Raw genomic sequence first — 12536 nt, 5'->3', positions numbered from 1 at the left:
GTACATTTGCAAACTTATAATTGGAGCAAGCTGAATGAGCTCAACCATTTTGGTTATTCATGGACCGAATCTAAATTTACTAGGTATGCGTGAACCTGAAGTTTATGGGCACCTTACTCTGGACGATATAAATCAAAAGCTCATCGCTCAAGCTCAAAATGCATCTCTTACTCTAGATACCTTCCAAAGCAATTGGGAAGGTGCCATTGTTGACCGAATTCATCAGGCACAAAAAGAAGGCGTTCAATTCATCATTATCAATCCTGCAGCCTTAACCCATACCTCGGTTGCAGTACGTGATGCGCTTCTTGGTATTGCCATTCCCTTTATTGAAGTTCATTTGTCCAATGTACACGCACGTGAAGCATTCCGACATCATTCATATTTATCCGATAAAGCCGTTGGCGTGATTTGTGGTTTAGGTGCAAAAGGTTATACCGCTGCACTAGACTTCGCCCTCGACAAAATTCAACCTTCTACGCAACCATAATTAGGAATACTGTCTCATGGATATTCGTAAAATCAAGAAACTCATCGACCTGATGATTGAGTCTGACTTACAAGCGATTGAAGTTAAAGAAGGTGATCAATCCATCGCCTTAACCCGTCGCAATCCTGTGGTAGCAGCAGCTGTTCCTGCAATGCCTGTAGCCGCTGCTGCAGCACCAGTTGCAAAAACACCGCGCGGTGCAGTTGAAAATTCTCCTATGGTTGGTGTGTTCTATGCAGCGCCAAACCCAGGTGAAGCACCCTTCGTTAAAGTAGGTCAGACCGTTTCTGCTGGTGAAACACTGGGTATTATTGAAGCCATGAAAATCATGAACCCGATTGAAGCGACTCAAAGCGGCGTAATTGAAGAAATTCTGGTGAAAAACGGCGAAGTGATTCAATTCGGTCAACCTTTGTTCCGCTATCGCGCTTAAGACCACGGGGACTCACAATGTTGCAAAAAGTTTTGATTGCAAACCGTGGTGAAATTGCTTTACGCATCACCCGGGCTTGCAGAACTTTAGGAATTAAAACCGTAGGTATTTATTCCGATGCCGATAAAGACCTGATGCACTTACGCTTTTGTGATGAAGCTGTATGTATCGGTCCGGGTGCAAGTAGCGAAAGCTATTTAAACATCCCGGCAATTATTACTGCTGCTGAAATTACCGGTGCAGATGCCATCCATCCAGGTTATGGCTTCTTGTCGGAAAATGCCGAGTTTGCAGAAATTGTAGAAAATTCTGGTTTTATCTTTATTGGTCCACGTCCAGAACATATTCGCTTAATGGGGAACAAGGTTTCTGCCATTATTGCCATGAAAAAAGCCGGTGTACCCACTGTACCGGGCTGTGACCATGCAGTAACCATCCACAATGCCCTAGCTGAAGCGAAAGAAATTGGTTTTCCGTTAATCGTGAAAGCAGCTTCTGGTGGTGGTGGGCGTGGTATGCGTATTGTAGAACGTGTAGATACCCTACTCGAATCTGTTCAGGCGGCACAGCGAGATGCTGAAATGTGGTTTGGCGATGACACGGTTTATATGGAACGTTTCCTGCAAAAACCACGTCACGTTGAAGTACAAGTATTGGCAGATGGTAATGGCCATGCGATTCACCTGTATGATCGTGACTGTTCACTACAACGTCGCCATCAAAAAGTTTTAGAAGAAGCACCTGCACCGGGCTTACCAGAACAAGCGCGAGCTGAAATTTTAGAAGCATGTGTTAATGCGTGTAAATTGATGCAATACCGCGGCGCAGGTACTTTTGAATTCTTATTTGAAGACGGTGAATTCTTCTTTATTGAAATGAATACCCGTGTTCAAGTTGAACACCCTGTGACTGAAATGGTCACTGGTATCGACATTATTGAACAACAGCTTCGTATTGCAGGTGGTCTTGGTTTGGATCTTCAACAAGAAGATATCCAATTAAAAGGTCATGCAATCGAATGTCGTATCAATGCAGAAGATCCATCAACCTTTATGCCTTCACCGGGTAAAATTGATCACTTCTATGCACCAGGCGGCGCTGGTATTCGCCTTGATTCACATATTTACCAAGGCTATAGCATTCCACCGTACTATGACTCAATGATTGCAAAACTCATTGCCCATGGTAAAGACCGTGACACTTCTATTGCGCGTATGAAGCAAGCCTTAGAAGAAATCATTTTGACAGGTGTGAAAACAAATATTCCATTACATAAAGATTTGATTCTAGAAGATAAAAACTTCTGCGAACAAGCAATGGATATTCATTATCTGGAAAAACACTTGTTGAAAAAACTGGAAGCCTATCAAGAAGCTTCTTGAATCAAGCTTTCAGACTAAAAAACCGCTCTTTATGAGCGGTTTTTTATATATGAAAGTTATGTATAAAAATTATTAATAATCATTAAGGCAACACACGGCGTAATGTGGCAAAGCATTGTTCTGCCTTGTCATTACTACAGAAATTAATGGTAGATGGATTTTTCCACTGCACGAAATATTGAGAAATTTCTCCGGTTTGGTCTTCCTGCAAACCTGAGCAATCTTTTTCATTGTTGTCATACTTTACCTGCAAAACCAGTGCAGACAATAAAGAGCGCTCTTCTTGGGCCGGCTGAAAGTCATAAATTCCAGATGACCACTCCTGCCCACTTTTAATAATGACATTGTTATTACTTTTAAAATTATAATATTCAATACATTTATTATTGTTGGCCACTTGCATTCCCCACAAGCCAACAATTTCGGGACGAGTCGCGATACGAATCGTATTCGAATTTTCAGCTCGAGCCGTTTCTTCTGTTGCCACTACCGCTTGATTATCATTTGCCATCGCAACAGATGAGCACAAGGTAAGTAAAATTGTAAAATATGTTTTTTTCATACATCAATTCAGTGCTAAGAATCCTTTGCTATAACTTAGCATATTTTTATGAAAAACCAGTATTTATCACCATATTGCAACAATATAATTTCAGGCTGAATTTACCCAAAAAAGTCATCGGCCAAGCTGAAAAGAATTAATTCTTTCCGGCTAATACCGAAATAACAATTTCCACTTATAATGATACAGTTGTATAATAAATGTTCATTCGTCTTGAAAATATTTCTATTTAATTAAGAGTATAGCAAAATAATTTTTTCATCCTTCTGACTAAGTCGCCATGTTAGAGTGACAAGGACGTGATCTTTGCATACTTTGCTAATCTCATCTCAATTATCATCGTTACGGCAACATGCCCCTGCCTTTTTCATTATTGGCGCTGTGGTCCTGATCTGCTGTTTGTGCGGAATTCTATCCAGACCTGTTACCTTTTTAGCCTATTTATGGCCTGCAAATGCAGTTTTGCTGGGATTATTTTTACGTTTTAAGCATTTAAACACCCTGGGCGGATGGTTAGGTGCGTTTAGCGGTTATATGCTGGCAGATCTGCTGACTGGCAATTTTTTGCTGCTGACCTTTGTTCTGAGCCTTGCAAATCTGATTAACGTGATAATTTCGTTATTTCTTATTCAATGCTGGAAATTAAATTATCGAAACTATAATCAAGGTTTTACCTTCTTATATTTATTTACCATTTGTGCCTTGGGCGGTTGCCTAGCTAGTGCCTTGTTTGCCATTGCGACTGTTCCTTATCTTTCTGATACCTTTATGTCTACGCAACGTCTGGGGGTTGATTTTGGCATGTGGTGGGCGGGTGAAATCGTCAATTGCATTACCATTCTGCCAATTATTTTATTTTTCCCAACCTTAACGGAAATAGGAAAATATTTTAAAAATATTAAGCTGAATCAATTTCATTTGACCAAATTGCTACCGCTGATTGCGATTGTCATTTCAGTGACTTTTACCCATATTTTCACTGGACCGGGTGCCTTGCTTTATCCGCTGGCTGCTTTAATTTGGGCTGCTTTAAGTTATCCTATTTTCATCGTTGCCGTCATTAACAGCATTGTATGTCTGGTGACCTATCACAGTCTGACATATTTTTATTTATCCGATTCCTCTGCGGCATATTTATCAACCACTATTTCTGTGCGTATTGGTTTATGTATGCTGGGTTTTGCCCCACTCGTTCTGTGCATTATTACCAGTAACCGCCGTGAACTGTATAAAAAAGTGCTGTATCTGGCCAATCACGACAGTTTGACCAATACCATTAACCGACGCCACCTGTTTGAAAAAGGTGAACGATATCTGAGTGAAGCTAAAAGCCACTCAGTCTCTCTGGTCATGCTTGATCTGGATCATTTTAAAAGAATGAATGACCAATATGGACATCATACCGGTGATTTGGTGCTCAAACATTTTTCGCAACTGGTTGAAGATAATATCCGTGCCAATGAACTTTTTGCGCGTGTAGGCGGTGAAGAATTCCTGATTTTAATGATGAATACCACCTTGCAAGAAACCCAAGCCATTGCTGAACGAATTCGAAATAAAATTGAATTAACCCCAATGCAACTTCCTCAGGGAGATTTATTATTTATTACCACCAGTATTGGTATTACCCATCAGAGCTTACCCACCGAGCTGAGCTTGCAAAATATTATCAATCTGGCGGATCGAGCCCTGTATCGCTCAAAAGCTTTGGGGCGCAATCAGATTACCATTGCTTCTTGATATGCTTAACTTCCTAAGCCCCCCAAAAGCCCCTTGCCTGGCTGACTAAAACCATAACAGGCAGCATCACGGCAACCATATTGAACATGGCATAGAATACTGACTTTTCTTTAAAGACTTTTTAGGCTTGCTGGATATATTTCGGTAGCCAGCGTACAAATAGCAAACCCACAACAGTTGAAAGCCCGGCGAGCAAAAAAACCATCTCTCCCGAAATCACGTGCCAATATCTTCCAGCCAAAATACTTCCCAAGGCGACCCCCAAGCCCCACATGGTGCTATACATGGCCTGGCCACGGCCTTGCTGACCTGCTGAAAAATTTTGAAAGATAATACGCATGGCAATCATATGAAATAGGCCGAAACTAAAAGCATGAATACTCTGGGCTAAAAACTGTGCCATAAATAAACCAGGCAACAATCCCACCACAACCCAACGCACACCCGTTAAAACCAGACACAAACTGACCAGGCTACGCCATGAAAATCGGGTGAGGAAAATATGCGCAAAGGCAAACATGATAATTTCTGCAACCACCCCAATTGACCACAACAGGCCAATTTCAGTGGTGCTATAACCAACCTGGTGCAAGTAGTTGCTATAGAAACTATAAAATGGCGCATGAGAAAATAATAAAACAAACTCTATGGCAAAAAATGCAGCAACTACGGGTCGTTTTAATATGGGCAAGAGTGGCTCTAATTGCTGTTGCGACTGTGGAGCGCTACTGGGTTCTTTAATGCTAAAAGACCAGAGGAAAGCCAAGAGTGCAATACACAATAGCATCAACGGCAACATGGAAATAGCGACTATTTCGAGCAAGGCCCCAATGCCAAACACCCCAACAATAAAACCGACCGAGCCCCATTTTCTTACTTTTCCATACAGCTGAGTGCGCTTGTCGCCCAACCAGAACAAGGTTATCCCTTCAAATTGCGCCAAAATGGCATTTTGAAAAAAGCTGAAAATCAGCATTAGTAGTGCTACCGACTGGAAGGTATTGGGAACCAGAAAAATCATGAACCAAATAAAGCATTCCATCCATGTCGCAATTCGTACCAACAACATTCTTTTACCTGACTTATCGGCAATCCATCCCCAAATGAACGGCGCAAAAAATCGGGTTATAATTGCAATTGAAGATAATAATCCGATCTCTTGATAATTAAAGCCCTGATCTTCCAGATACAAATTCCAAAAAGGCATGAACGTACCGACGATGGAATAGTAGAAGAAGTAGAATCCTGCCAGTTTATGAGGAATTGAGAGTGATCGCATAGAGTAAACAGCTGTATTTTTAAAGACTCAAAATAAAAGAGTAATATTCAGGTAGCTTAAAAATCACTCTTTTTCAGTACCCTATAATACCTGTAATTACAGGATCTGAATTGAACAATTTAAAAGATGTTCTTGTTCGATATGCAGGTTCAAATTTCAGTCCAAATCAAACTATCTAAATTAAATATTGCGGTTTATTTTGAAATCATCCATGTTTGTTTTTCGAGCAATTTATGTGGATTATTGGTTAATAATCAAATGAATTAAGAAAATTTTTATAAAATCATCATCTGTTGTTTGCCTCACAATACAAAAAGTAAATCAATTGGAGAAAGCAAATGTTAAGTAAAATGATGATAGCAACCAGCCTGACTGCCTCTATGGTTTTGACAGGTTGTACATCCTCCATGCCAAATCCTTCTACTGAAAGGCATTTAGCAAAATTGCAAAACAAAAACTGGGTGATGACCGAAATCAATCAAGTTAAGTATAAAGCTGATCCTGTTTTATCTGCCGTTCCAATGCTCAGTTTTGATAATAGCCAACTCAGCGGTAGTGATGGCTGCAACCAATTTATGGGAGGCTATGCTGTACAAGATACCCAAATTAAATTTTCCAATTTAGCCACTACAGAGAAAGCCTGTTTAAATCCAACCGACTTACCGCAAAAGTTTGCACAAGCCCTAAATCAGGTTGTCAGCTATGAGGCGACCGACCATGAATTAAAGTTATTCGATAGCAATCATCGTGTAGTCCTTAAGTTTAAGAATATGAAATAGATATAAATAAGCCCTCGATTGAGGGCTTATTATTGATTTAAAGTTTTGCGAGTTGCTTTACGCTTATCTTAGCTTATACATCGATGAGTGGTTCATTATTAGGAATCGACATTGAGTTACCCTGTCTGTTCTGCATGCCTCCCATTTCATCTTTATTTCTTTCGTACATAGAATAAAGAATTAAAGCAATAACAATCACTGCGATCACACCAAGGATCATTTTTATTTGTCTAGAATCCATATTCATTCCCTTTATAAATAAAGAAAATAGCCATAAGACAATATCTGTAAAAATTTGCCCCTCGTCTCTTATGTAAACGTTAAGAGGATGAAAGCTCAATTTTATTTCGGTTGTCTGCGGAAATGTTCTTGTTGATGGTCATTTTGCTGGTTGGGTTGCTTCTGGGGATTTTGTTGCTGATTTGGTTGATTGGTTTTTGGATTTTCTTGTTGCTGCTGATTGGGTTTCTCGCGCTCTTGATTATGTTGACTGAATTGCATGGGTTCTCGAGTAGCCATCTTATTTTCACCCTCTGTTTATTCTATATAATTTAATTAATTTACTATTTAATTTTTATGAGCCAATCTTTACTTTGTGTCAATTTCATTCAATGTAAATTGTATTCATCTATGCGGTTGATCTATAAAAAGACAGTCTCAAGCACATTAACATTGATTACTCAACGCTTATAAAAAGTTCAGCGATATGATTTCTTTATTGAATCCCAAGCTCGACACAGTCTAGCTTGGATTTTTGTTCAAGTTAGACATATAAACTGTATTTGTATAGCCTCCATTTATCATCTAAATTTTCTCAGATTTTAAATGGCATAACAGTTTGTTTGGGATTAAATGAAGCTAATCATTTTTTCCACATTTACGACATTCCTGAACATATCCATGCTTATGATCCCAGCTGTACTCATACACATGCAGACAGAAAATTTTACGAAGAGAATTAAACATAAATTTAACCTCACCCACCTAGTTGAGAAAACTATCTCTACTTAATAATATGGGTGCTAAGATGATAAATATCAAAATAAAAAGATAAAAAATACCTACATAATCGGTAGGCAAAAATACGAATACGCGGAATTCAGCGTAGAAACGACAGCCAATTGCTGGGGCGCTATTTTCTATAAATTGAAGCACCGTGACATTAGCAAAATATATCAAAATGCAAAATTAAAATGATTCTATTATTTCGACAGAGCGGTATATAAAAAGCCCGCTTGGTCAGCAGGCTTTAGGTTTATTTGTCTTTATCCATGGAGCTTGGAGATGTAGTTTGATCTTGCTGATCATTATCGGTATCGCGTTGACATGCAGTTAAGCCAACCATGACGACCAACCCTATTAATACTATTTTTTTCATGTCTTATCCTTGTGTCGCTGGATCATTCAGAATATAAGAATGACACATTTTCACCGTTCAACATTTACAGCAAAAATGTAAAAATACTTAATAAAATGAGTTTATAAGTTCGAGGGTTAGAACTCATGCTCCATATTGCCGAATCAGTAGCTAAACAAATTTGCAGTCCTTACCTTTAAGATGAGTATTAAAGTTTCTTTAACTGCCTTGCTCTTTTGAACAGACCCAGTCTTTCTTTTCGCTGAATGATCTGATCTTCAGTAAATGGAAGGCGCTTTTGTAACTCGGTTAAGCTCAGGGAATGGTTCTCTATCAAATAACCATCCTGTTCTACAGTCCACGGGATGAGAGAAAATTCAATTTTGTTTCGGTATGCTCTATTCATGCGCAGCATTATAAAACATAGTTTTCAGCCAATACAGCGCTCAGACTGGATAAGTTATCTTGGAAAATTCTTTTAGAAAATTTTAAAAAAGTTATCTCACAATTTCCCATAAAACAGCATGATCCGAGTGTGTCACAAAACCAATCAGCTCATTGGTTTCATTCAGCTTGGGAATAAACTGATTATTCTCCATATCATAATAACCTGCACGATCTTCGGCCTTGGCCAAGGTAACTTCATCTCCCAAGACCTTGTTAATCATTCGTTCTTCACCTGATGCCTGATTTTTAATTTTGATCATAAGATTCTAGCCTTTGACTTATCGTTTGATCTCTATCATAAGGAATCAGATGTTAATGTATGGCCTACTTTGTTAGCTCTAATGTAACCTGAATGATCTTTGATTCTAGAAATGATATTCCACTGCTCAGTGGTAAAGCCAAAACTTAAAATATGATTTGATCTCTAAAATGGTTATTAAATAGATGATATTTCTGAACTGAATTTAAATGTAAAAGGTACTTTATTAAACCTCTTGCAAAAATCACTTTTTAATCAATTACGTGTTGTAAATTGCAGCAATCAAATTCAGGCTTAAAGCTTGGTACCCTTTATCAAGAAGCATAGATATCTTGGCTTCGTGCGCTGATCTTTAAACAATTGAAATCATCTGTATTTCCTTGTGCAAGACCTCTTGAAATCATCTGTATCGTTATTTTTCGATCTTGGCAAGATTTTCTCCAAGACCAAAAAATAATGCTTTATTTCACTGTTCTTTTATTTAATTGATTAAATTCTATTTATGGATATTAAGGACTGGATAAATCTGTTTCTGTTGGATTTTTTACCATTATTTTAGATGCTTGAAGATTCAATTTGTCACTCTTCATAAAAAATGTACAGAAGATCGCAAAGATCGCCATACCCATAATATAATTAATAATCAAATGAGGGCTGCCCTCACCCACACTTAAAAGCTTAGTTGCAATTAGGGGAGCTAGACCACCACCAATGACTCCGGCAAACTGCACAGAAATTGAAATACCGCTATATCGGATTTCGGTCGGAAATTGTCGAGCAAATAATTGGGATTGTGGTGCATACATCAGTGGGAAAACCACACCAATGGCCAGTACAATTGCAGTCCAAACTAATACAGGATCTTTGGTATCCAACATACTGAAAAATGGGTAGCAATAAAGTGCAAGTACTACCAGACCAAACATAAACATATTTCTTTGACCCACTTTATCGGAGAGATGTCCAAATAAAGGCGTCATAATCATAATCAAACCACCACCGCAAATTGTTGCGAAGAGGATGTCTTGACGAGGAATTCCCAGTTTTGTCGTGGTATAGGCGAGTGCGAAGGTTGAAGCAATATAGAACCATGCATTTTCAGCAGCACGCGCAAAAATAATGGTTAAAAGCTCGCGAGGATGATTCTTGAAAACTTGTAAAGCGGGTACTTTAATCTCTTGTGCCTGGTCTTTAACTTTTTCAAAATCTGGGGACTCAGGAACTTTGACCCGGATATACCAGCCAACCCCTAAAAGTACAATGCTGGCAAGGAATGGAATGCGCCACCCCCAACTAAATAGGCTGGCTTCTGGCAACATAGACACTAATCCCAGCGCGATTGATGCAAGCATGAGCCCACCACCTGCACTGGCCTGAGGTAGACTGCCCCAAAATCCTTTACCGCCTTCGGGTGCATGTTCAACTGCCATTAAAACGGCACCGCCCCATTCTCCTCCCATGGCCATACCTTGTATAAAGCGTAGTATGACAAGACAAACCGTAGCCCAATAGCCAATACTTTCATAAGTTGGCAATAAACCAATGAGAACGGTGGGAATACCCATCATAATGAGAGTCGTCAATAACATTGCTTTACGGCCGATTTTGTCTCCAAAATGACCAAACACAATTCCGCCCAAAGGCCGACCAATAAATCCTACTGCATAAGTGGCAAATGCAGCCATTACTCCCATCAAGGGATCGAGGTTAGGAAAGAAGAGTTTATTGAAAATTAATGCGGCAGCCGCACCGTAAATAAAAAAATCGTACCATTCAATGGTGGTGCCGACCATACTGGATACACCCGCTAAACGGTGTGAAGACTTCTTAGCTTGAGACTGTGATTGTTGTTCGGGTTTCATATCTATCCCTCTTATATTTTTGAGCAGAGTCATCCATGACCCACTTCGTTATTTAAAATAAATTCCGATTATTTATAACAAAGCGGATCTATCTGTTGCTGAGTCCAGACCGGCCAGATCTGTTGCAAGGTTTGTTCAAATTTTGCATTCTCAGTTCGCCACTGCGGATTTTTGTCTTTATCAATAATCAGCGCACGAACGCCTTCAATAAAGTCGCCCTGCTCTAACCAGACGTCCTGTAAGTCGCGTTCCAGCTGCATGCATTTTTCTAGCGATAAATTCTGTCCGGCTTGCTGTAACTTCAGGCTGGTTTGCTTGGCCATGACCGGACGATGCTGCAAAATTGCCAACATCTTATTGGCCCAGTCCTGATCAATTGCATTATTTGCATGAGCAAGACTCTGTTCAATCTCCTCCAGGTGTGGATAGCCAAAATGCTGATTAATATGCTCTATACATTTTTGTAGCTCGCTTTCTACCGGATGCGTAATATAGCTACTCATGATTTTTTGGATTTCAATCGGGTTTAATACCGGCGCAGCAATCAATGCCACTTCCAGTTCAGCAAAACCTTCGCTCGGCACATGATAATCCACTAGATCCAGATACAGCGCATCACTGCTACTGATCTGCTCACCGGTCAATGCCATATAGACACCGACTTCATCCAGTCTGGACAGAAAATGCGTTGCACCCACATCCGGGAAAAAACCAATCGCGGTTTCGGGCATGGCAAAACGTGATTTTTCACTGCTCACTTTAATATGACACGCCTGCGCCAGGCCAAAACCGCCACCCAGGACATAACCATCCAGCATCGCGATCACGGGTTTGGGAAAATTGCGCAGTGTGCCCAGCATCTTATATTCGGTGGCAAAAAAATCCTGATACTGGGTATTGCCGGCCTGATAGCTGTCATATAGATAGCGGATATCGCCTCCGGCACAGAACGCCTTGGGACTGTTGGAATTGATCAAGATGGCTTGCACTTCTGGATCATGGCGCCACTGATCGAGTTGTGCCTGAATGCCTTGGATCATCGGCAAGGTTAAGGCATTTAAATGGCTGGTGCGGTCCAGGCTGATAATGCCCAGACCTCCTGCGACCCGAATCGCTAAATTATTTTCAATACTCATTATTTTTGTTCCTATTATGAATTTCTTATTGATGGGTAAATTTGGCTGGGCGTTTTTCCACAAAGGCCTGCATGCCTTCTTTTTGATCATGACCGGCAAAAATGGAATGGAACACCCGGCGTTCAAAGCGCAGGCCTTCAGCCAAACTCACTTCAAAGGCTCGATTAATTGATTCTTTAATCATCATCACGGCAGTAAGCGACTTTTCAGCAATTTTTTCTGCAGCTTGCAGGGTGTGTTCCAGCAATTCTTCCTTGGCAAATACCCGAGCCACCAAACCACTTTGCTCCGCTTCCTGTGCCCCCATCTGCCGCGCAGTCAGGCACATTTCCATGGCTTTGGCCTTACCAATCGCCAAGGTTAAACGCTGGGTACCACCAATACCGGGCAACACGCCTAAGGTCACTTCAGGCAAACCAAATTTTGCATTATCGGCACAGTAAATAAAGTCGCACATCAATGCCAGCTCGCAACCACCACCCAAGGCATAGCCGCTCACTGCGGCAATTAAAGGTTTACGACGCTGCGCAATTCGATCGGCCAGACTAAAAAAATCGTCCAGATAAATTTGCGGAAAATTCAGATCTGCCATTTCTTTAATATCGGCACCGGCAGCAAAGGCTTTTTCTGAACCGGTGATGACAATACAGCCAATTGCCGGATCTTTTTCTAGCTGATCCAGTGCCTGATTGACTTCAACAATCAGCTGGTTATTTAGTGCATTTAAAGCCTGCGGACGGTTTAAAGTAATCAGCCCGACACCATTACGTTGTTCTAATAAAATCGTTTGCCATTGCATGAGATAAATCC

General features: G+C 40.3%; 14 protein-coding genes. 5 read left to right on the top strand and 9 right to left on the bottom strand.

Going from position 1 to position 12536, the window contains the following annotated elements; all coding sequences use genetic code 11:
* The first annotated feature begins 34 nt into the window (after positions 1–34).
* From aroQ to accC, 3 genes are read left to right on the top strand one after another with little or no spacing between them, the layout of a single operon-like run.
* The gene (gene aroQ, locus B9T26_RS01690; protein ID WP_086198084.1) at positions 35–490 is read left to right on the top strand and encodes a type II 3-dehydroquinate dehydratase; all 456 of its coding nucleotides are present in this window, start codon (positions 35–37) and stop codon (positions 488–490) included.
* A gap of 16 nt (positions 491–506) precedes the next feature.
* Positions 507–923 (top strand): acetyl-CoA carboxylase biotin carboxyl carrier protein, encoded by a 417-nt coding sequence (gene accB / locus B9T26_RS01685; RefSeq protein WP_086176753.1) that lies wholly within the window; start codon positions 507–509, stop codon positions 921–923.
* Between the two features lie 17 nt (positions 924–940).
* On the top strand, positions 941–2305 hold the full coding sequence (accC, locus tag B9T26_RS01680; RefSeq protein ID WP_086198083.1) for an acetyl-CoA carboxylase biotin carboxylase subunit: 1365 nt from the start codon (positions 941–943) through the stop codon (positions 2303–2305).
* Positions 2306–2387: 82 nt separating this feature from the next.
* On the opposite strand, the gene B9T26_RS01675 is transcribed toward accC, so the two are convergent.
* Positions 2388–2867: a hypothetical protein gene (locus B9T26_RS01675; RefSeq protein ID WP_086198082.1), complete on the bottom strand. Its 480-nt coding sequence runs from the start codon at positions 2865–2867 to the stop codon at positions 2388–2390.
* Positions 2868–3173: 306 nt separating this feature from the next.
* Here B9T26_RS01675 and B9T26_RS01670 point away from each other — a divergent pair, with 306 nt between their 5' ends.
* The gene (locus B9T26_RS01670) at positions 3174–4607 is read left to right on the top strand and encodes a diguanylate cyclase (RefSeq protein ID WP_413772754.1); all 1434 of its coding nucleotides are present in this window, start codon (positions 3174–3176) and stop codon (positions 4605–4607) included.
* Positions 4608–4728: 121 nt separating this feature from the next.
* On the opposite strand, the gene B9T26_RS01665 is transcribed toward B9T26_RS01670, so the two are convergent.
* Positions 4729–5886: an MFS transporter gene (locus B9T26_RS01665; RefSeq protein ID WP_086198081.1), complete on the bottom strand. Its 1158-nt coding sequence runs from the start codon at positions 5884–5886 to the stop codon at positions 4729–4731.
* A 338-nt stretch (positions 5887–6224) separates the two neighbouring features.
* Here B9T26_RS01665 and B9T26_RS01660 point away from each other — a divergent pair, with 338 nt between their 5' ends.
* Complete coding sequence (locus B9T26_RS01660) at positions 6225–6665, top strand: META domain-containing protein (protein WP_086198080.1); 441 nt, start codon at positions 6225–6227, stop codon at positions 6663–6665.
* Between the two features lie 73 nt (positions 6666–6738).
* Here B9T26_RS01660 and B9T26_RS15615 read toward each other — a convergent pair whose 3' ends face one another.
* The 7 genes from B9T26_RS15615 to B9T26_RS01635 all read right to left on the bottom strand — a co-directional run bounded on the left by B9T26_RS15615 (position 6739) and on the right by B9T26_RS01635 (position 12525).
* Entirely contained in the window at positions 6739–6906 is a 168-nt protein-coding gene (locus B9T26_RS15615; protein WP_171262913.1) for a hypothetical protein, read from the bottom strand.
* Positions 6907–7007: 101 nt separating this feature from the next.
* Entirely contained in the window at positions 7008–7184 is a 177-nt protein-coding gene (locus tag B9T26_RS15610) for a hypothetical protein (RefSeq protein WP_171262912.1), read from the bottom strand.
* A gap of 736 nt (positions 7185–7920) precedes the next feature.
* A complete protein-coding gene (locus B9T26_RS15945) occupies positions 7921–8043 on the bottom strand; it encodes a lipoprotein (RefSeq protein WP_413772753.1) in 123 nt (40 codons plus the stop codon).
* Between the two features lie 476 nt (positions 8044–8519).
* The gene (locus B9T26_RS01650; protein WP_086198079.1) at positions 8520–8729 is read right to left on the bottom strand and encodes a hypothetical protein; all 210 of its coding nucleotides are present in this window, start codon (positions 8727–8729) and stop codon (positions 8520–8522) included.
* Positions 8730–9237: 508 nt separating this feature from the next.
* On the bottom strand, positions 9238–10590 hold the full coding sequence (locus B9T26_RS01645) for an MFS transporter (RefSeq protein WP_086198078.1): 1353 nt from the start codon (positions 10588–10590) through the stop codon (positions 9238–9240).
* A 68-nt stretch (positions 10591–10658) separates the two neighbouring features.
* Entirely contained in the window at positions 10659–11726 is a 1068-nt protein-coding gene (locus B9T26_RS01640) for an enoyl-CoA hydratase/isomerase family protein (protein ID WP_086198077.1), read from the bottom strand.
* 25 nt (positions 11727–11751) lie between these two features.
* Positions 11752–12525 (bottom strand): enoyl-CoA hydratase, encoded by a 774-nt coding sequence (locus B9T26_RS01635; protein WP_086198076.1) that lies wholly within the window; start codon positions 12523–12525, stop codon positions 11752–11754.
* Positions 12526–12536: the final 11 nt, after the last annotated feature.

The organism is Acinetobacter sp. ANC 4169, from assembly GCF_002135355.1.
Taxonomy (GTDB): Bacteria; Pseudomonadota; Gammaproteobacteria; order Pseudomonadales; family Moraxellaceae; genus Acinetobacter.
Note: the sequence above shows the minus strand (reverse complement) of the source record. Positions and strands in the feature narration are given on the sequence as shown.